This window comes from Lysinibacillus sp. ACHW1.5, assembly GCF_022014815.1.
Lineage (GTDB): Bacteria > Bacillota > Bacilli > Bacillales_A > Planococcaceae > Lysinibacillus > Lysinibacillus capsici.
On record NZ_CP091777.1, the window covers coordinates 2,365,352 to 2,386,564 of the forward strand.

Below are 21,213 nucleotides of genomic sequence, written 5' to 3' on the forward strand. Positions count from 1 at the left end.
AAATAAAGTTTTTCACCTAAAATCCATTATACAACGTATGTAATCTTTTCTCCCTTTTGTTTACAATAAAAGCAATAAAGGAGGCAAAATAAATATGAAAAAAATATTGTTACTATTAGCAAATGGCTTTGAAGCGGTGGAGGCAAGCGTATTTACCGATGTGCTCGGGTGGAATAAGTGGGAAGGTGATGGTACAACAGATGTGGTTACGGTCGGCCTGCATGAACAGCTGCAATGCACCTGGAATTTTAAAGTCACTCCTGAAAAATTGCTCCATGAAATTGTAGTAGAGGATTTTGATGCATTAGCGATTCCTGGAGGCTTTGAGGAAGCTGGTTTTTATGAGGATGCGTTTAGCGAGGAATTTCAGGCAGTCGTTCGCCACTTTGATGAACACAAAAAACCGATTGCAACAATCTGTGTAGCTTCTCTTATTTTAGGCCACAGTGGAATTCTTCAGCATCGTCAAGCAACAACCTATAATCATCCAACAAGTAAACGTTTAGCACAGCTAAAGGGCTATGGCGCAACAATTGTCAACAAGCGCATTGTGCAAACCGATCATATCATCACCTCCTCCAATCCAGGAACAGCCTTTGATGTTGCCTTTCGCTTACTAGAAACTCTAACATCTGCTCCAAACACAGCGAAAGTAAAAGAATTAATGGGCTTCCACTAAAGCATAAAAAAAGTAGGCTTACACCAATATACTTGGCATAAACCTACTTTTTGTATTATTTACTTACTGGTGCTGTTTCGGATGCACTCAAATCCATTTCCTTTGCATTGTCTAGCACATCTTTTGGAATCGTAATTGTCGTTACCGCATTGAAATCATGATATTTGATCGTTGTTTGCTGCCTTGTTTTGATCGAATTGCCTTCTACTTGCATCTTTAATGTCATATCCATAGCAATTTCTTCTACATCGAATGTTTCTTTATTAATCAATAATTTATATGTGAGACCATCAAAGGAAATATTGCCTAATTGTGCCTCTAGATCCGCTTCCATTCCTAAATCCATTGCGCCAAGCTGCTGCTTCACTAGCTCTGTGAATTTATCGCCAGAGCCTTTTAATGTTAATTCATAACGATTTGCTGATTCTACTATTGTAAAATCTTCGGCAAATGCTTGTAGCATCTCCAATTGTTCAGTTGCATCTGGCTGCATCCCTGTTTGGCTCAGTACATCTTCAAATAATTGTTTCGGGAACTTTACCCAAGCCTTTTGTTCTGCCTCATACATATACATACCATCTTTAGCCGTCATATACATTTTAATCGGCAAATTAATCGCTTCACCACTTGTTGGATCTGTTAAAGCCATTGAACCATCAGCAAAGAATTGCATTGGCTCTGTAACAATTTCCATCTTCATGTTGCCTTTAGAATCCATTTTCATAGTTTCCTTACCATCGTTTGCCTCTACTGTCTGAGAGATCGTCATGGTAGCCTTCATGCTTTTTAGCTCTTTTTGCTTGGCTAATGTTTTCGTAAATACTTCCTCTAACAAAGCACTATCCTTTGTTGTAGTAGGCTGTTCTTCTGTTACTTGCTCCTCTTTAGGCTCTTCCTCTTTTACTTCCGTTGTAGGCTGTGTATCCTCAGCTAGGCCTAATGCGTTCACAATAAATGTTGCTAACTGCCCACGAGTAACATTTTTATCTACACCAAATTCTGTGGCAGTAACACCCTTCGCAATGCCTGCCTCATAAAGGGCTGTTACTGCATCTGCAAATGGACTATCTGACTGTACATCTGTGAATGGACTTTTACCTTCTGCTGTTAAACCTGCAGCCTCTGCTACCATTACCGCCATTTGACCACGAGTAATTGTGTCATCTGGACGGAATGTATCATCCTCATAGCCTTGTACAACGCCAAGATTAACTAATGTAACAATCGCTTTATAGTATGGGCTAGATGTGTCGACATCCTTGAAATTCGGATTCTCGACAGCCGTATCCGTTGTAGTTAGATGAAAAGCACTTGCGATCATCTTTGCTGCCTGTCCACGTGTTACATCCTTTGAAGGCTTAAATGTACCATCTGGAAAACCATTAATGATATCTGCCGCATGCAATGTGGAAATACTATTAAAATGCGCATAATCCTCACTCACATCTGAAAATGGACTAGCCGCCGATACAGGTACTACTGCAACAGCAGTAACCGCCATTGCAGCTGTTGCCGCCGTATAAAACTTATGTTTTTTCTTTGTCATAATTAATCGTCCCCCGTTTATGTAAATTTAATGCTTACCTATTAATTTTATCGAAAGAATTGGAAAAATGCTAGGTTCATTGGAAATTAAATTATAATTATCCATTAAATCCGTCATTTGGTGCTATTTATACATATTTTGGTCACTTCTATCCATCACTCTCGTAATAAATAAAAAAACCGACCTCCAAAGAGATCGGTTTTTAGGGCAATGATTACTCAGCAGCTTTTGCGCGTAGAACCATTTGTAGGATACCACCATGGCGGTAGTAGTCTACCTCTACTTCTGAGTCGAAACGAGCTAAAGCTTGGAAAGTTTTAACTGTGCCGTCTTCAGATTTAGCAGTTACTGTTAAGATTTCACGTGGTTTTACGTTGTCAGTAATGTTAACAGAGATTTCTTCTTTACCAGTTAAGCCTAATGTATCAGCAGATTCACCTGGCATAAATTGAAGTGGAAGAACACCCATCATTACTAGGTTAGAACGGTGGATACGCTCGTAAGATTGTGCGATAACAGTTTTCACGCCAAGTAGGAATGTACCTTTCGCAGCCCAGTCACGAGAAGAACCCATACCGTAGTCGTTACCAGCAAGTACGACTAAGCCAGTACCTTGCTCTTGGTATTTCATACATGCGTCATAGATGTACTCTACTTCGCCTGTTGGCCAGTAAGTAGTGAATCCACCCTCTGTACCAGGAGCAACTTGGTTACGGATACGGATGTTTGCAAATGTACCACGCATCATTACTTCGTGGTTACCACGACGAGAACCGTAAGAGTTGAAGTCACGGATTGCAACACCGTTTTCAATTAAATATTTACCTGCAGGTGTATCTTTACCGATTGCACCAGCTGGAGAAATATGGTCAGTTGTGATTGAGTCACCGAACTTCGCCATAATGCGTAAGCCGTCTAAGCCTTTAATAGCTTCTGGCTCTTTTGCAAGACCTTGGAAGAATGGTGGGTTTTGGATGTAAGTTGATTTGTCATCAAATGTGTATAGAGACTCAGTTGATGTTTCAATTGCATTCCATTTTTCGTTCGCTGTGAATACAGTTTCGTATTCTTTTTGGAATAACTCACGGTTAACAACAGTACCTAATACTGCATTAACTTCTTCAGTTGAAGGCCAGATATCAGCGAAGAATACTTCGTTACCATCTTTGTCTTTACCGAATGAATCTTTTTGTAGATCGATATCCACTGTACCAGCAAGTGCATAAGCAACAACAAGTGGTGGAGAAGCTAAGTAGTTAGCTTTTACAAGTGGGTGTACACGACCTTCAAAGTTACGGTTACCAGAAAGAACTGAAGTTACGAATAAGTCATTTGCTTTAATTGCTTCTTCGATTTCAGGTAATAATGGACCTGAGTTACCGATACATGTTGTACAACCGTAACCTACAGTGTTGAAACCGATTTGGTCAAGGTATGTTTGTAAACCTGAATCTTCAAGGTAACCAGTTACAACTTTAGAACCTGGTGCTAAAGAAGTTTTTACCCATTTCGGCACTGTCAGACCTTTTTCTACAGCTTTTTTCGCCACTAAGCCCGCAGCAATTAATACGTATGGGTTAGAAGTATTTGTACAAGAAGTGATCGCAGCAATCGCAACAGCACCTGTTGGAATTTCTACATCGCCTTCAGCGAATTTCGCTACAGAAGTTTTTTCGAATTCATCTTCTGTTAAACCGAAACCTTGTGTACCTTGTGGTGCCACTACTGCTTCTTTGTAACGAGAACGCATTTGAGATAGTGGAATTAAGTCTTGTGGACGTTTAGGACCAGAAAGGTTTGGTTCGATTTCAGCTAAGTTTACTTCTAAAACGTCTGTGTAAACTGGCTCTAATGTTGGATCAAAGAACATGTGGTTCGCTTTTAAGTAAGCTTCTACAACCGCAATGTGCTCTTCGTCACGACCAGTTAAACGCATGTAGTTTAATGATTCTTCGTCGATTGCGAAGTAACCACATGTAGCACCATATTCAGGAGCCATGTTAGAGATTGTCGCACGGTCAGCTAGTGGTAATTTAGATACGCCAGGTCCGAAGAACTCAACGAATTTACCAACTACGCCACGTTGACGTAATACTTGTGTTACTTTTAATGCTAAGTCAGTAGCAGTTGTTCCGTTTGGAAGATCGCCCACTAATTTAACACCGATAACTTCTGGAATAGGGAAGTATGAAGGCTGACCAAGCATACCTGCTTCAGCTTCGATACCACCTACGCCCCATCCAAGAACGCCGATACCGTTGATCATTGTTGTATGAGAGTCAGTACCTACTACTGAATCTGGGAATGTTTCGAATGTGCCATCAGCATTTTCGTTTACGTGTACAACTGGAGCTAAGTACTCTAAGTTTACTTGGTGAACGATACCTGTTGCTGGTGGTACAGCACGGAAGTTATTGTAAGCAGTTTGAGCCCATTTTAAGAAGTTATAACGCTCAGCGTTACGTTCGAATTCTAGGTCCATGTTTGCTTGTAATGCAGATGCATTACCATATTTGTCAACTTGTACAGAGTGGTCAATTACAAGGTCAACTGGAATAGCAGGGTTGATTTTGCTTGGGTCTCCACCCATTTCTTTCATTGCAGAACGAAGAGATGCAAGGTCAACAACTACTGGTACACCAGTAAAGTCTTGTAATACAACGCGAGAAGGCTTGAATGGTACTTCAGCTTCTGGATCAGCACCATTGCCCCATTTTGCTAATTCGTTTACGTGCTCTTCTTTAATTACATACGCATCATATTGACGTAAAACAGATTCTAATAATACTTTGATTGAGTAAGGAAGGTTTGAAACTTTTGCAACGCCAGCTTTTTCAATCGCAGCTAAGTCATAGTAATTGTAAGTTTTACCATTCACTTCGAATGATGCACGGCTGTTGTGTAAATTACCTTGTGCCATTTGCGGATCCCCCTAATATATCTTTTTGAAAAGGCTTTAAAAATGTGTAGCATCTTTTCTCCAATACCCATGATAGCGCATTTATATTCATAAGTAAATTACATTAATATTATCTTTTTTGATAAGCATAACTTATGACCTTGGTTTCTATCCTGATGTTTTTAATTTTTTGATGTGCATAATATCAAGGTTTTGTATTAATGAAGGTTTCTATACCTGTCTAACGAAGTGTATCTAAGTGTATTTAACTGGGGCACTTTTTGGGGCACTTGCTGGGGTACTGGAGTTTTTTTTAAAAAAAAGTGCCCCAGTTCGTAAAAATGCAGATAAAGAAGGTTTGGACAGGTACTATTTTATAAGGAAAGAACGATATAAATTCCCTTAAAGTTAATATTATCTCTTTGCCACAATCTGTGGGATTTTTATTTTTTTATACACAAACAACATTTTACTATATTAATACATTTTTATTATTACAAATAACTACCGAGAGAGTATTTAGGAGGTTGTTTTGGGTTTCAGCAACCTTTTTTGCTGGATCTTTTTTCTTTGACTTTGCCATTTTAATCCTCCTAACAAGAACGTTTGTTTGTACATTTCACAGAACTTACGTCCTTATTTTAGCAATAAAAAAATGTCTAGGCTCAAAATTAAGTGGGTATCTGGGCAATTTCGATAATATCCCAAATTTAATCTTCATAGTAATATAATGTATATAATAAAGAAAAATTTGGAGGTTAACCAATGAAAAAACAAATTAGAGTGGCAGCTATAAGTACACTACTGTTATCTAGTATTGCTGCCCCGTCTGTTTCTTTCGCTAAAGAAACAATTGTAGCAAATGTACAAGCAAATACGAATTTCACAGATGTTGATAAAAACCATTATGCTTACGAGGCAATTAAATGGGCACAGCAGCAAGGCATTGTAAGTGGTTATACAGACAATAAAGGAAAACCAAACGGTAAATTCGGTCCAAATGACAGTGTAACCGAGGCTCAATTCACTAAGATGCTTGTTGAGTTTTATGGATTCAAAGATGATAAAGGAGACCTAAATATACACACACCGGCTCCACTATGGTCTGATACATATTATGATGCATTAGCAGCTTATGGAGTACCCTTAAACGGTTATTTTGACAGTGGATTAAGAAACAAGCCTGTTAAACGTGGGGTTGTCGCACAAGCAATTGGTCACATATCTGGTAATGTCAATTCATTGGCTGATTCAATAAATTACATGATTGGTGAAGGGATTACTACTGGTCAAAATCCACAGTATGAAAACAGTGATTTATTTAAGTACTTTGGGACAAATAATACGTTAACTCGTTCTCAAGCTGTTGCTTTTTTATACCGCATGCATAATATCGGCGTTAACAAAGCTGGAGGTATTGCAGTATCAGTATATAACAACACGGAAAGCTTAACTTTGGCAGCTCTTGCAAATAAAGGTGTGTCGAAATTAGATAGTAGTTTAAAACTAGGAAGTCTAGGTAGTGATAAACCTGTGAGTAATAATAACAGTGGGACAATACCCTCTGGTGAAACTAATTCAGATTATAGTAATTCAAAAATTCCAGTTGCATCTGATGCGCCTGCTAATAGAATAAATGTAAATGACATAAATAAGGTCGTGTCAAAGATTTCAGAAGCAAGCTATAAAAAAATATTAGAAGCAGGTTACGAAGTAAGTTTTACTGATACAAATACTATATATTTGGGGGATTTAGATATTCATGTTAGAGATTCTAATGAAGAAATAGGTTATATTAGTTATAATAAATCAGTTTCTACAGATCTATTAATAAGTTTAGCAAAAGAGCTATTTGGTCTAAAATTAACTACAAATGATCTCTACCCAAGTTTCGAGAATAAAACTAGTGAATACATTATTGAAAACTTTGGTAACGATTTTATTATGAGAGTACAAAATTTTAAAAATTAATTAATACAACAGATTATAAATATAAGAATTTAACGGCTAAGAGAACTATAGTAATCTTAGCCGTTAATAAATTAACGTTGTGAAATAATGATTTTCAAACCTTCAAAATCACCACTTGTCATGGTACCTGAATCAAATTTCTCTAGCCACGACTTATCGATTTTTCCTTTATCTACAGCCTGTTTAATGTAATCACGTACTGCTGCTTTAGTTGCCTCATTTGTGAATTTCATTATGTCATCATCCTTTTCTGTTGGTTTCTGTGTATCTTCTACAATAAGTTGTACCTTAACAGCACTACTTGTTGGTACTACTACTTCTCTTTCTAATTTATAGCCTGCAGGCATCTTCCACGATGCAGGAATTTCGAAATGAGGTGCATCATATTTTCCTGCCTCCCAATAACCTCCCCACGTAATATCTAACCTTTTAGCAATTGCCCCTACCTTTGATAAAGTGGAAATGTCGTATAAGTTTCTTGGCGGTGCTACAGCAATATCCCAGGCTCTACGTGAGATATGATTACTATTACGTGTCCAGGTAACTACTGGTCCTGGTCTTGTTCGCCCTTGCTCATATAAGTAATTTTGGCGCGCTTGGCTGCGGTATGTTTCTGTGATAAAAATGTCTACAATGCCAGCTTTGAAGCATTCCTGAAAAAGTAGTCGACAAGCTGCTTGAGCAGCTGCAGTTAATTCGCTTAAATCTCGACATGTAGTTTTTACACTTGTCATTATTGTTCACCTTCTTTTTTAGCAGCCTTTAGTAAATCAAATGTGCCTGATGCTGTTAATCCTGCAATAAAGCCAGCAATCAACATGATGTACACTGGATAATCAGCTAACGGCCATAAAATCAAACCAATAAAAATACCAATCACTACTGATGTGATTGGCATGTATTGAGTATTAAGATTAAATGTCTTTTTTAGAACTTCTGCAACTGCTAATACAATTGCTACCATCACCATAGCGATCATAAAAATATTTGTTAAATTCATATTATGCACTCTCCTTGTTATAAGTATGTTTTTCAATACGGTCAACTCGACCCTCCAATGTTGAAAGGCTTGAATGAATTCCTTCTAATGCATTTGCTGTCCTTTCTTGAGATTCATTGGAACGCTCTAAATGCGTCATTAACGCCTTTTCCCGTTCTTTTGATTCGTCACGGTGCGATTGATCTAGTTGAATTAAATAATTGAAAATGTATCGTCCTGCAATCAAAACCGCGATTATTAATATGATTGATAAGTAAATCCATGGATTTGAACTATTGGCCACTTTTTCAGCTATACCTGCCCCTGTTATTACTAAAAGCTCCACTGCCCTCACCTCTACATAAAAAATAGCACTGCTCGGCACAGTGCGTTGCTTAGATTTTGACGTAAAATAAAAGGGTGCGTTAAAAAAGCACCCTTTAAATAAAGAATTCCATATTAAGATCTAATTGCGTTATTAAGATAATACCCTTTTACTTCTGAAAATTATCGAAGCAATAGCCAACATAATAAGCGATGCAAACAAAACAAAATATCTCTCTTTTAATTCTAGATCAACAACAAAATAAACAATGCTTAATGCTACCCATGATAGTGTAAATGTCAGAAAAGTATTAAAATACCTCTTTTCGGTTCCATATAAAAGTTGTTGAAGTTTATTAAGTTTAAATATTTTCTTCTCAAAAATCAACCCGTTCCAATCTTCATGAAATAGAAACCTTCCGTTTTCATCCATTAGCAAGATTCTATTTTTAGTTGATTTTCTGAACAAGTACCATTTACCTTCTGTATTCGGCAAAGAAGTAAAAAAGTAATATTTTACCCCGAATATTTTTTTGATTAATATAAGTAGCAAATTTAGTCCTAAAGAAATAACGAATCCAATTATAAATAAATTTACCAATAATATCATTACATGCGTAGATTCAAAATCTTTCACATGATACATTTTTTCAAGAGGTTCTTGATTTAATAATAATAAAATATAAAGTACAAAAGAAATTACTATGGATTCTAGTAATATAGTAGAAGAAAATATCTGTAATTTTTTAAAATTTGACATTAAATGATTCTCTAATGTTGTTGCGTCCCAATTATTAATGGCGTAAGTAATCACTAAAATTAGCAATGAACTGACAGGTACTAAATAGTAATATTCAATATATTTATCAATCATTTCCATCCTTCCTTTCTTACAATTACTCTTTTCGACAAAAGGAAGAGATTACCTTCTAAAAACGACAAAAAATAATGCTAATCCTATGCCTGTGTTTCAAAATCTTGCTTCGTGATTTCTTTGTATTGTTCCGGCGTAATCTCACCGAACGGATTTGCATCAGTTTTTACTGCTAATCGTAATTGTGCTGCAGTTACCCACTTGTACATAAAAGCAATTTGCCAAAATTGCATTATACCTCGCCCCCTTTCATGGCCAAAATTTCTAGTTTCAATTGTGTAACTGTTTGACCAAGGCTGTTTATAAGAAGATCCTTTTGAATACCCTTAATCTTCTCCTGAGCTAATTGTTCGCCTAGCGATAACACTTGTTCATCCAGTTTTAAACCCGTCCCAACTCTTACAGGCTGACCCATAGAGCCATCAGATTCACGCTGTTTATATTCTAAAGCCATTACTCAACCGCCCCCGATATTAGATGGATTTTGTGATTAACATTTGCATCTGGCAGTGTTGTAGACAGTTTTAAAATGATATTGTCTTTCGGCTCTGTGGCCTCATAATAATAGGTATCTTCCACAATGCCATTCATATTAGGCATAGGAGCTGTATTATCAGCTGTTAGCGTTTCATACTGCTCTTGCTCGCCAGCTAGTGTCATGGATAGCTCAACTTTTAGATTCATTTCCTCATCACGCTCGATGAATAATAAAACGCCCTTTGCGGATCCAGCAGGAGGTTTAATTTTATACCTCCCAACAGCATGCAAAATAGGCGTTTTCACTTCATTTTTATTGAGTTTAATCGTTTTACTAGTCTTAGCATCGTAATTGTCGATTACTTCAATAATTATCGTATTTTCATTGACTACGAGTTGGGAAAGAAAAACCTCAAATTCCCAAGCACCACCTGCTCCGTTGTAAACTTCAACTGGGTTAGCCCCATTAATTCGATAGTTAACTTTAATGTTCGAATTAGCGTCCTGATCCGATGCAGTACCACTGATTTTAAATTTATCAGTATTAATAATTCCGCTTGGCACCACTGAATCTATAGCTAGTAGTGGGGCTCTGTTTGGAACGACATAAAATGTTCGCTCTACTGTTTCAGATTGAGCTCCTTCATTATCTACGGCCCAAACTTTCAAGGTATGTGGTACACCTTCTGCTAACGTATCTGTTAATACTATCTCGCCATCAAACAGCTTACCACCTTTAAATGTGAGCTGTTTTGATAGGGATATTTGTATCTGACTTAGATTTGTTGCTAAGACCTTTTTGGGATTATTATCAATTTGATAATAAACAGTAACCGATTGATCTGGATCTTGGTCTATTGCCGTACCTGTGACGTTTAATGTGTCATTTTCATACAAGGTTATATTATTAGTCGGACCCGTTACAGTTACCGTAGGTGCCTTGTTATCCTCATAATCCACGGTGACGACATATTGATAATAATAGGCATATGTGCGGGTATCCACTGCAGGTTTTGTCACAGTACCTTCATAGCTATAGGTACAATACGAAGTTTTAATCGCTCCGCCCGTATTAGGTAATACTGCAGGACAACTACCTGCAGAAATTCGCCCGTTAGAACCACCATCACTATGCGCGCTTGCAGATTTTAAGCTTAATGTCCCGTGGAAACCTTGCCCATCACTATAAGGCATTGTCGAAGGTATACTATCTCCAGGACTGACAGAACCACCTGCAACGCCTGTTTTTGTCTGTGCTGGTGTATACGTACCGCCTGTTTGTACGCTACGCGTAGACGAGCCACCCGACAATGAAATTGTAACTTCGTTTCCATTAATTGATGTAACGACAGCATTACCTGTATTCGCCTTAACTGATATGACTTTAGTTAAATTAGGTATGGTTATCTTAAGAGTTTGGGAACGACTTGTAGATTCCGTAGATGTAAATGCCTTTGTTACCAACTTATACCACCTCCACAATTTCTAATCTATAGGTTTGCCAATTACCCACACCCATTTCAGTGTTTACTGTATCTATTAAAACGTTAGTTCGAGCCACTTTCGCACCCTTTTTGTACGCATTTTTTAATGCTTGTACTTTGATTGTGTTTGTTCCTACTTCTGTGATCACAACGTCCTCTTTAGCAACATCATCAAAAATAGTGACTTGCGTAAATGGCGTAAAACCATCAACACTAGCCACTTTTAAAGTAGTTGTACTGATTGCCACAGGCTCAATGACATCAGTCAAAGCTGTGTCTAATTTAATTTTGTTTGAGCTGCCGTCTAAAGGATCAGCAAATGTCCCTGAGTTGCCAGGTACTCGCCCGTCCAATTCCATCTGGATCTGCATACGTTGCATTTGGCGAGCTTGTTCTATCAAAAAACGGTATGCATTATAAAGACCCCACTCAAGATTATTTCCATATTCCGCCCAAAAAATTGTGCCCTCTTCTAGTACTTCACCAGTGTTGGGGTCAGTTAAATCATCCTCCCATTTCACTCGTTTATATGGATTTGTTTTAAAATTCAAAGGAATTTCTCCTGTCATAAATTCAGCCATTTACTTCCACTTCCTTTGCTTCAACAGTGAGAGGGAATGCAATGGTATAGCCTTGCGCTCCTTTTTGGTAGTTCATAATTTTCACATATAGCTCTCGACCCATCGAATCTACTAAAACTACTCGAGTAATTAGACCTTTTTCGGTTGTTAATTTCACATATTTTCTCAATCCATAACGATCACTAGTATGTGAAATAGGTTTATCATAAACCACTCCATCAATTGTTACCTTTGCCCCAACGACCAAATTACTTAAAAATGCTTCAGTAAGTTGTATTAATAAAGGCTGTATTTCACTCACACTAATCCACCTCCTGCTCTAAATCGCCCACAAGTCCGTGCGCGAAGTAAAAAAGCATACGATCCATCTCGTACGCTTAAATTTTCTTTGCCTATGATTGCTGATTTTGAAGCTGTTTTAAATCGTCCACATATACGATTATTGTTAAAATTCCAAGCATATGTTCCAGCGATCAACACTAAAGAATCCTTAATAGCAAGTATTGTCGCCATCAAGTCGATATTTAAAGGCACGATGCGCTCAATTATATTTATTACCTCTTTATAATAAATGGTTTGCTCTACATCAATGGCTACTTCCATTTCGAAATGATCAATGTCTAGTAAAATTTGATGTTTATTTTCACCCAATAAATTAGTAAGAACCTTAATTAAGTGTTCGAGTACATAAGGTGCTTTATCTTGCATACGAGCAAGTAATCTTAGCTTGCGAAACTTCAATGTTTCACTTTTTAGATCTGCACGAATCCCGAAATCTTTTTCTCTCATTGCAACAGCAGTTTCGCTTGATGTTAAAATAAACTGATCATTTTCCATATCAAAAAGAGCTTCATCAAGTTGGTCCCAACTTGCTGTAACTGTGTTGGACATCTCACGAAACTCTCTAATATTTTTATAGTAAGGTGGTAATTCCTCTAAAAAAGGATTGGTCATGTACTCACTTCCCTCAGTATTACTTGTGAGAGAACAGGGATATCTTTAATCATATTGATGTTCTTATCAAGCCCATTTAACGTGGTTGAAGTAATATCCTCTACTCCTTCGATTTCCACAAGTCTCGCTTCAATATGGGTTATCCTCACATTAATTTCTAAATCCTTATACCAAATTGCACGTAGTTCTGCAAAATACTCTTCTAAAGTTTCGTTTATTTGTGCCTCGATTTGCCCAATGGTTACTCCATTAAGAATTAGTTCACTCTCAACAACAATATCATTTTTTCCTACACCTTCCACGGTGACTCCATGGCCAATAGGTGCCGTGCCGTAGCCCTCACCTTTATACTCGATTGGATCTATAATCTCTTGAACATAGGATACAAACTCTGGTGTTGGTACTTTAAAATCAGAATCAATAATAATAGCTTTTACTGTTCCTCCTCCAAATGGCGCACGTCGTAAACGGACACCACCTACACCTTGAATGGCCCTTAACTTTTTCTTATAATCAGCACGATTCCCTCCAAAAGCTTTCTCACGAATATGATCTAGAAACTTTTGATAAAGGGAGTCATCTGTTTCATCATCTTCACCAGGCACAAGGACATCTGCTAAAATCGCTTTCCCTAACTGATTGTTTGCCTCTAAAGGGAGCATTTCACCATAATCTTTATTTCCAACGGATCCAGCTGTTTGAGCTTCTGCTTTAAATTCACCCGCTTCTATCCGTTCAATTATCGTATATACAATTTCATCTAAACGATATTGGCTACTTATTGACACATCAAGTGGTTGTCCATCACCATCTGCAAACAAAGCACGACGAATAGCCTTACCTGCTTTTTTTCGCTCAACTCCATGCTCATTTACACGCTTTTCAAGATCATCACCGTCTGCCGTAGCAGCAAAAGTTCGACGATAGAGGACAGCCATATCCCAATAAGTTTCAGCGAGTTTCAACGCTGAGGGAGCAAGCGCATCATAGATGACACTACCCTCTCGCTTGTCAACATCATCTGGTACACGTTCAAGCAACGCCGTTAGGATACTATCAAAAGATTGTGCTTCTAAGTAATCAAGCAATCCTTATCGCCTCCTTCAAGAGACTTACATCCCCATAAATAGTGCGAGCGATAAAAGTCACTAATACATCTTCCTTTGAAGTAAATTCAAGGCTAAAATTCTCTAATGAAGTAATACGCTCATCTTGTAGGATTGCGTCATGAATACGCCTAGCTAAGTCTCCTCTAACATACAATTCATCATAACCAACCATATTCTGAAAACCATAGTTATTTGTATAGATAAGATGTTCGAAGCGGATGGTATTTAAAGCTTTGAAAATAGCTTGTTCCATTGCTTTCTGACCATCAATAAATCCTGTACAACACCCTTTTTTGAAATCCAAGTGATATGTTCGAGTGGGTAATTCAACGGCATCGATCACCTCAATTTCTGGTGTTATTGTTATTGCCTCTGTTGGGACTACCATACGCTATCACCTTCCTTGTATCTGTCTGAAACGAAATATTTTTGCCCTCCCTGCACCCTATGCAGCAAAACTTTATCACCTATTTTAAGCCCATCTTCAAAAATAAATTTTGCGTATTTCATGTCATATTTTTCATAAGGATTAGGTGCAGATTCACCTATATTTTTCCGTGTAGAACTTGCTTGTTTCAATGCATCTCCCATACGACCACTAGAAAAATTTTGTGCATGTTCATAAGAAAGCGAAACTATACGTTCATGCCTTGTCAAATGCTCTGCAACAAGCAAAAACTCATCCGTTAAGATGAGCTTGGAATGGACTTCTATTTTCAAGGGCTTCGATTCAATTACTTCACCTACAACAATATTAACTGGATTGGATGCTTGAAAGGCAGCCATGGCTGTTGTTTTGATTAAATCTAGTAAACTCATCATATCACCTTCAATTCTAATGACATTGTATGAACTTTAGGTGTCCACTCATGGGTACAAGCATCCACCAAAAACAGTTGTTTTAACCCTAGCTTTTCGATGAAGATGAACACCATTTTGCCTGCTCGTACACGCCAGTCACCTAAACATTTCAAAGATAGTTTCTTTTTTTCTTTATTGTGTACAGCTAGTAATGCATCTAGTAAGCTCTCAACTTGCGCTTTCGTCATATTTTCATCTACTTTTTCGTAATACTGTAATTGCCCCCATTTAGCGATATTGTTACTATCCTGCGCTATAAATACCCGTCTCTTTGATGCTTTTTTATCATCTAAAACAAGCTTAATGCGATTGTAACTATCATCAATTGATACTGAATAATCGAAATCATATAAGAGACTTTCTTCACCAATATAAAAATCAGTAGGAGGGATAACTAAATCCTTAATATTATGCAGACCAAGTACACCAAAATTGTCCATAAACACAAAGCTTTGGTTGGTTGCTACAATAGCAGAATCAATATACTTCATAATGACATCTAATGCTTTTTTATCTTCCTCTATCATTGCTGGTGCTTTATAGCCTGTCTTTGTAGATACACTTAACTTCAATTTAGCTTTACTACATATTTGAGCTATAGCAGCCTCGGACTGCATTGATTTCATGACAAACGTGTCATTGAACATTAAATACCTCAGTTGGTCATAAGCAGTAATCTTAAATTCGCTGCTTTTCCCCAATTCAGCTTTAAATGAATAACCATAGAAAATTTTGTGCTTCTCATCAGTCACCCTTACAATCGCACCAGATACAATTTTATTTTCGAGTGGCTTAGGATTTAACAGATTAACATTCAGTTCAGAAGCTTTTCCTGTTTTTTCTGTTTTCCAACTAATTGACGTGACAGGAACTTCATATATCTTTCCATCACGATTGTCGATTAATACTTCTATACCTGTCACCTCATTTCTTAGCTGTCCACTCAGGCGGTATTTTTACTTTTAGGCCAATAGGTAATTTTCTTAACTCACTGTCCTTTATTCCATTCAACGATTGTAGCGCCTTGTAGTTTGCTCCATTTCCGGTATACTTTTGAGCTATCTTCCAAAGAGAATCCCCTTTTACTAAACTATAAGTCTGTGGAACAGGTTTAGGATTATCTCGCGGAGCTTCCTTTTTCGCAACTGTTACTGGCTGCTTAATGGACGCCGCTCCCTTTTTAGCAGCATTCTTTTTTACTACTTCCATCTTTTTAAAACCAAACGGCACATGTTTTTTAAAAGAAATTGTGTAATCCACATCTTCTGTGCCAAATTGATCCTTTGGTTCAAAGCTTTCAATTGTCACTAATTCATTAACGGAAAAGGAGCCACCAACATAAATAAAGCGGATAACCGTTTCTGCGGCCATCCACTTGTTTATCTGGTCTATATATATTTGAGGTTCTCTGAACTGAGTTTCTGCATAATGGGTATCATCAGCAGGGAAAAATGATGAGAAAGCAAACTCTGTTAGTTTCATTGGTTTAGGTACATTAACAGTTCCCTTTTTGGCGATAGAAAATTCTTCACCATCAGCGGTGTTTTTAAAAGGGAGTTCAGGTGGATTTACAGGGATACGAAAGCCCTCAGTATCATTCTTAGCACTAAGATAGATGCCTATCATGTATATACCCCCTCAACAGAACGATCTTGCTCATCTTTTAACCACTTCACAATTTGTTTGATTAGTTCCTGCAAGTCCACATCTTTATGAATATCACCTGAAAATTCAATTTTAGGATCACTCTTAATATGTTGCACTATGGTCTTATTATTGTTGGTAATAGGTGAAGCGGAAACATTTTCACGTATGTCTTTTGACACTGCAACATCATCTCTTGACGGAGAGGTTAATGTTTGGGTTACAAGATCATTAATTTCCGTTGCATTGCCGCCTATCCTAGACAAATCATCAAACTTATTAAGCATTTTCTCCATTTTGCTACCTGTAGTATCCTCAAACTTATTATGAACCTGTAAGTTTGGTGTTAAAGAAACAATGTTATTAATGGCCTTACCCTCAGCTATATCTTTAAATATCTCAAGATATTCGTCTGCAAGATTTATTTTGTCCTCAATCTTTTTGACCTTATCAAGTTTACCACCTTTTAGTTTTCCTTTGTCTGGATCTCCTGCTGCACCTAATCCAGATTCAGAAGGAGCGGTTTTTACAACATCATCCATTAAGCTTGCTTTATCAAGAAAAGGATTTTCTTTATTTTTATCATCTTTACCTAATCCAGCTAAACTTTTTGCCTTATCAACTAAGCCACTCACTTTATCAGCAGCGCCCATCATACCGTCATATGCCCATTCGTTTGCTTTATTAAAAGTATCTGGGATACTAAAGAGCTTGGCCTTAGACAAACTAACTACGTTTTTATCACTGGTTGGAGCTTTAATATTTGCAGCAAAGTTCTGCCAATGCTTTGTAATAACATTTGATTTACCAGTCTGTAACTCTCCTATTTTACCGAAATTAACACCAGGTATTTTATTAACTAAGGTGATTAATCCATTTACAGCCTTGATAGCAATGTTAACGCCTGCAACAAAGGCATTTCCTAACGCTGTTGCAGCACTATCAAAACTCCCTGTCATAGCTGACATATTTTCCACTACCATCATGACCAAATCATAAAATAATTTTTTTACTGCATAAACGGGGTCAATAAATAAATTAATAAAGAATTCTGCAAAAATTGTTAAGAAATTTGCTATATTTATAAATTGATTAAGGATATAGGCTCCTAATGCTGCGAAAATGCCTGCTACAAACCCAACTACCGTGGCAGTCTCTTCACCCCACATAACCATGGCCATCACTACTAAGGCAATTACGGTAATGATGGCAATAAGTACCCACGTTATCGGATTTGAAAGAAATGCAGCATTTACAACCCATTGAGCCGCTGCCCAAGCAAGAGTGGCTACTCTAATTAAACCTAATATTGCATATTTAGTTGCTAGTATTGCTACTATTGATCCTATAATCGTTCCTAAAATCACTAAAATAGGTACCACCAAACTAGCATTATCATACATAAACAGCCCTATAGTCCCAATCATGTTATACAATGCCTCAAGAATCGAGAATACGAATGATAGCCCTGATACAAAAAGATTAATAAACACCATTGCATGCCCTGCTAAAATTCCGAAAGCATTGGAATTTACAAATTGTCTAAAACGTACAAATAACGGCTCGAAAGCTCGCTGTGCCCAGTTATTAAAGACTGTCATAGCATCAGCAAATGTCAGTGGCATTTTATTGAATTTGTCTTCAATTTCTGTAGCTGCTGCAAACAAAGATTTTTTAATAATATCAGCAGTAATTTCACCATCTGACGACATATCCTTCAAGCCTTCCATTCCAACACCTGTTGCATCAGCAATCGCTTGACCTAGGAGCGGAGCATTTTCCATTATTGAACGAAATTCATCTCCCTGTAGTCGCCCTGAAGCCATCGCTTGTGTCAATTGGTACATACCTGCTTGTTTCTCTTGTGTCCCCGCTCCTGATACGCTAAATGATTTATTCATAAGCTCTGTGAAACGTAAAGCTTCATCATTGCTTGCAAAAGCATCTTTAGCCAATAGATTTAACTTAGCAACACTTGACGCTGTATCGTTATATGAACTTAAACTTCGTTGAGATGCCCTATAAATCTTGTCTTGTAACTCCTTCTGGGTCTGCAATCCGTCGTTAATATTAGCTAAACGGGCATTAGTATTTGAATAATTATCAGATGCTTGTGTAAATTTACTTAACCCGTTAGTAATGCCTTGAATAGATAAGTACGCAGTTGTAAAACCCAATAGATTAGTTAACAACATACGTACGCTACTGGTGGCAGAATTCGCACTATCCCGGACTCCATTTAGACTATCTCTTAATCTATTTCCTGAAGTTTGCCCCTCGCTACCTGCCAACCTAGCACTTGATCTTAAACGTTCGAAAGAAGCACTTGCACTTTCTATGTCTCGCCGAGCTCTCTGCAAACTGCGCATATCACTAGCTCTATTAGATGCTGTGTGCATTTGTTCCATTGCCCTAATGGTACTATTCATTGCTTTCATCATTTTTTGAAGAGTGCCAGTCATTTTATCTGTTAATGACATCGTTGTGCGTACAGACAGTTTAATCATCCTCCTCCCTAGCCAAAATAAAAAGCACTCAATAAGAGTGCTCCAGACTGTAGACAAACTCAATGAATTTTGAGTTTGCCTACAGTCTTTTTTCTTTTACAATAAAATAAAGTAAAGCCGTTGATTTCCACTACGGGCGGACGCTTTCCGCGGGCGGGGTCGAGCTGCTTCCCTCGCTTCGCTCAGTCCAGGATCTCGACTTTCCCGCTTTTCCCGCAGGAGTCGCCACCCTTCGTTCCAATCAACTCCTACATAAAGAATTCCTTATTCATCTATTGATAAAAAGTACACTTTCGAGGTGATTAACCATGATGACGAAAAATCAAATCAATGAACGTGAACAATTAGAAATGTTAACGATTGATCAATTAGTTCCCCAAGATCATTTAGTACGAAAACTAGAGGCGGCTATTGATTTTTCATTTATCTATCCTTTAGTAGAACATCTCTATTCACCTAATGGGCGTCCTAGTATTGATCCTGTTGTTCTCTTTAAAATGACGTTTATTCAGTACGTTTTTGGTATACGGTCCATGCGTCAAACCATCAAAGAAATTGAAACGAATATGGCGTATCGTTGGTTTTTAGGATTTGGCTTCCATACAGAAGTTCCGCATTTCTCTACCTTTGGTAAAAATTATGTCCGTCGCTTTCAAGACACTGATATATTTGAGCAGATATTCTATCGTATATTAAAAGAGATTATGCATCAAGGACTCCTCCATGCAGACCATTTATTTATCGATTCTACGCATGTGAAAGCGAGTGCGAATAAACGAAAGTATGATAAAAAAGTTGTGCGAAAAGAAACACGGGCTTATGAAGAGAAACTTCAATTAGAGTTAAATATTGATCGTGAGGAACATGGAAAAAAGCCCTTTTCCCCGGAGAAATTTGAAAAAGAAGAATGGAAAGAAATAAAGGAAAGCACGACAGATCCTGAAAGTGGGTATTACGTGAAGGATGAACGTACGAAACAGTTTGCGTATTCTTTTCATGCAGCGACAGATGAAAAGGGCTTTGTCTTAGGTGCCATTGTGACTCCGGGAAATGTGCACGATAGCCATGTATTGCAGCCACTTGTTGAAAGAGTCATTCAAAACGTTCAAAAACCAATCGCTGTTGCGGCAGATGCAGCCTATAAAACACCAGCGATTACGAACTTTTTATTAGAGAATCAAATGTTGCCTGTTCTTCCGTATACACGTCCTAAAACGAAAGATGGATTCTTCCGAAAGCACGAGTATATATATGACGAGCACTATAATTGTTATCTTTGCCCACAAGGGCAGATATTGAAGTATGCAACAACGACGAAAGAAGGATATCGGCAATATAAATCGAATCCTTTGATTTGTGCGAAGTGTCCAAGCCTTTCCCAGTGTACAGAAAGTAAGCATCATCAAAAACTCATTCAACGCCATATCTGGGAGTCGTATGTGGAGGAAGCTGAACATTTACGCCATTCCTATGACATCAAACAAATCTATGCAAAGCGCAAAGAAACGATTGAGCGTGTCTTTGCCGATGCAAAAGAAAAGCATGGTATGCGATGGACAACCTTAAGAGGTCTGAAAAAATTGTCCATGCAGGCGATGCTTACTTTTGCTGCCATGAATTTAAAGAAACTGGCTACTTGGACGTGGCAAGTAGCTTAAGAGAGCAACTATGCTCGAAGCGTATGTTGGATTTGGTAATGTATGACCAAATATCAAGACGACATAGGAAGAAAAATGATAAAAGCCCTTGAGAGTGAACTTCTCGAGGGCTTTTGTCTACAGTCTGAAGCACTCAATAAGAGTGCTCAAAACATTTTTTGCATCAATAACTTATAAATTTTTTCATTAACTTCAATTAAACTTTTCTTACCATCTTTGAACTCAATAACCAATGTATGTGTACCTTTATTTTTTGCAGTTAAGCCTGCTAAGAGTCCAACAGGTCCTAATAATGCCCCGCCAACTAATCCCCGAGTTACGCCGCTTACTGCACTTTTTCTATGTTCTTCTGTAATTAATTCATAAGAATCAACAGTTTCTTTATTCAAAGGAAATTTTTTAGTGAATCCTGTGAATAAAAAAACTTCTTCTTTACTGAAGAACCCCTGTTGGCCAATCATTATGTTTTTTCCTTCATAATCTCCTGCAAGTACCTTATTTTGAGCCATGTGTATCCCTCCTCATACACAAATATACATAACTTGGAGGGATTTCACTATACTGTATTGGCATAACGCTACTATTTCTTTGCCGCTTCTGCCTCTTTTTCAAGCTCTATGTCCAAACTTGCAATGATAAACGCCCTCTCTTTACGATCCATACTTA

The 21,213-nt window shown here is 37.6% G+C and carries 22 protein-coding genes; 3 read left to right on the forward strand and 19 right to left on the reverse strand.

Annotated elements, in window-relative coordinates; all coding sequences use genetic code 11:
• Positions 1–94 precede the first annotated feature (94 nt).
• On the forward strand, positions 95–679 hold the full coding sequence (locus L6W14_RS11660; protein ID WP_237898025.1) for a DJ-1/PfpI family protein: 585 nt from the start codon (positions 95–97) through the stop codon (positions 677–679).
• A gap of 55 nt (positions 680–734) precedes the next feature.
• Here the strand turns inward: L6W14_RS11660 and L6W14_RS11665 are convergent, their stop codons facing one another.
• A complete protein-coding gene (locus L6W14_RS11665) occupies positions 735–2,225 on the reverse strand; it encodes an S-layer homology domain-containing protein (protein WP_237898026.1) in 1,491 nt (496 codons plus the stop codon).
• Positions 2,226–2,439: 214 nt separating this feature from the next.
• Positions 2,440–5,145 (reverse strand): aconitate hydratase AcnA, encoded by a 2,706-nt coding sequence (acnA, locus tag L6W14_RS11670; RefSeq protein ID WP_048393126.1) that lies wholly within the window; start codon positions 5,143–5,145, stop codon positions 2,440–2,442.
• A gap of 744 nt (positions 5,146–5,889) precedes the next feature.
• Here acnA and L6W14_RS11675 point away from each other — a divergent pair.
• Positions 5,890–7,095: an S-layer homology domain-containing protein gene (locus tag L6W14_RS11675; RefSeq protein WP_237898027.1), complete on the forward strand. Its 1,206-nt coding sequence runs from the start codon at positions 5,890–5,892 to the stop codon at positions 7,093–7,095.
• 71 nt (positions 7,096–7,166) lie between these two features.
• Here L6W14_RS11675 and L6W14_RS11680 read toward each other — a convergent pair whose 3' ends face one another.
• From L6W14_RS11680 to L6W14_RS11755, 16 genes are all read right to left on the reverse strand, one after another.
• Positions 7,167–7,829 carry a M15 family metallopeptidase gene (locus L6W14_RS11680; RefSeq protein WP_237898028.1) on the reverse strand — a complete coding sequence of 221 codons (663 nt, stop codon included), beginning with the start codon at positions 7,827–7,829 and terminating at the stop codon, positions 7,167–7,169.
• Complete coding sequence (locus tag L6W14_RS11685) at positions 7,829–8,095, reverse strand: holin (RefSeq protein ID WP_237898029.1); 267 nt, start codon at positions 8,093–8,095, stop codon at positions 7,829–7,831. The genes L6W14_RS11680 and L6W14_RS11685 overlap by 1 nt, the downstream gene beginning before the upstream one ends.
• A 1-nt stretch (position 8,096) precedes the next feature.
• Complete coding sequence (locus tag L6W14_RS11690) at positions 8,097–8,420, reverse strand: hypothetical protein (protein WP_004227828.1); 324 nt, start codon at positions 8,418–8,420, stop codon at positions 8,097–8,099.
• 132 nt (positions 8,421–8,552) lie between these two features.
• On the reverse strand, positions 8,553–9,272 hold the full coding sequence (locus L6W14_RS11695; protein ID WP_237898030.1) for a hypothetical protein: 720 nt from the start codon (positions 9,270–9,272) through the stop codon (positions 8,553–8,555).
• Between the two features lie 83 nt (positions 9,273–9,355).
• A complete protein-coding gene (locus L6W14_RS11700; RefSeq protein WP_237898031.1) occupies positions 9,356–9,505 on the reverse strand; it encodes an XkdX family protein in 150 nt (49 codons plus the stop codon).
• Positions 9,505–9,726 carry an XkdW family protein gene (locus L6W14_RS11705; protein ID WP_237898032.1) on the reverse strand — a complete coding sequence of 74 codons (222 nt, stop codon included), beginning with the start codon at positions 9,724–9,726 and terminating at the stop codon, positions 9,505–9,507. Before L6W14_RS11705 ends, L6W14_RS11700 begins: the two co-directional genes overlap by 1 nt.
• A complete protein-coding gene (locus L6W14_RS11710; protein WP_237898033.1) occupies positions 9,726–11,213 on the reverse strand; it encodes a hypothetical protein in 1,488 nt (495 codons plus the stop codon). Before L6W14_RS11710 ends, L6W14_RS11705 begins: the two co-directional genes overlap by 1 nt.
• A gap of 1 nt (position 11,214) precedes the next feature.
• On the reverse strand, positions 11,215–11,814 hold the full coding sequence (locus L6W14_RS11715) for an integrase (RefSeq protein WP_237898034.1): 600 nt from the start codon (positions 11,812–11,814) through the stop codon (positions 11,215–11,217).
• Entirely contained in the window at positions 11,807–12,115 is a 309-nt protein-coding gene (locus L6W14_RS11720; RefSeq protein ID WP_237898035.1) for a hypothetical protein, read from the reverse strand. Before L6W14_RS11720 ends, L6W14_RS11715 begins: the two co-directional genes overlap by 8 nt.
• Complete coding sequence (locus tag L6W14_RS11725) at positions 12,112–12,768, reverse strand: putative phage tail protein (protein WP_237898036.1); 657 nt, start codon at positions 12,766–12,768, stop codon at positions 12,112–12,114. Before L6W14_RS11725 ends, L6W14_RS11720 begins: the two co-directional genes overlap by 4 nt.
• Positions 12,765–13,856, reverse strand: coding sequence for a baseplate J/gp47 family protein (locus L6W14_RS11730; protein WP_237898037.1), 1,092 nt, complete (start codon positions 13,854–13,856; stop codon positions 12,765–12,767). Before L6W14_RS11730 ends, L6W14_RS11725 begins: the two co-directional genes overlap by 4 nt.
• Complete coding sequence (locus tag L6W14_RS11735) at positions 13,849–14,265, reverse strand: DUF2634 domain-containing protein (RefSeq protein ID WP_237898038.1); 417 nt, start codon at positions 14,263–14,265, stop codon at positions 13,849–13,851. The genes L6W14_RS11730 and L6W14_RS11735 overlap by 8 nt, the downstream gene beginning before the upstream one ends.
• On the reverse strand, positions 14,259–14,696 hold the full coding sequence (locus tag L6W14_RS11740) for a DUF2577 domain-containing protein (protein ID WP_237898039.1): 438 nt from the start codon (positions 14,694–14,696) through the stop codon (positions 14,259–14,261). The genes L6W14_RS11735 and L6W14_RS11740 overlap by 7 nt, the downstream gene beginning before the upstream one ends.
• Positions 14,696–15,661 (reverse strand): XkdQ/YqbQ family protein, encoded by a 966-nt coding sequence (locus L6W14_RS11745; protein ID WP_237898040.1) that lies wholly within the window; start codon positions 15,659–15,661, stop codon positions 14,696–14,698. Before L6W14_RS11745 ends, L6W14_RS11740 begins: the two co-directional genes overlap by 1 nt.
• Before the next feature lies 1 nt (position 15,662).
• Positions 15,663–16,364, reverse strand: coding sequence for a LysM peptidoglycan-binding domain-containing protein (locus L6W14_RS11750; protein ID WP_237898041.1), 702 nt, complete (start codon positions 16,362–16,364; stop codon positions 15,663–15,665).
• Positions 16,361–18,889: a tape measure protein gene (locus L6W14_RS11755; protein WP_237898042.1), complete on the reverse strand. Its 2,529-nt coding sequence runs from the start codon at positions 18,887–18,889 to the stop codon at positions 16,361–16,363. The genes L6W14_RS11750 and L6W14_RS11755 overlap by 4 nt, the downstream gene beginning before the upstream one ends.
• A 308-nt stretch (positions 18,890–19,197) precedes the next feature.
• Between L6W14_RS11755 and L6W14_RS11760 the strand changes: the two genes are divergently transcribed.
• The gene (locus tag L6W14_RS11760) at positions 19,198–20,547 is read left to right on the forward strand and encodes an IS1182-like element ISBsp5 family transposase (RefSeq protein WP_237898043.1); all 1,350 of its coding nucleotides are present in this window, start codon (positions 19,198–19,200) and stop codon (positions 20,545–20,547) included.
• A gap of 146 nt (positions 20,548–20,693) precedes the next feature.
• On the opposite strand, the gene L6W14_RS11765 is transcribed toward L6W14_RS11760, so the two are convergent.
• Positions 20,694–21,056 (reverse strand): hypothetical protein, encoded by a 363-nt coding sequence (locus L6W14_RS11765; protein ID WP_237898044.1) that lies wholly within the window; start codon positions 21,054–21,056, stop codon positions 20,694–20,696.
• Positions 21,057–21,213 lie beyond the last annotated feature (157 nt).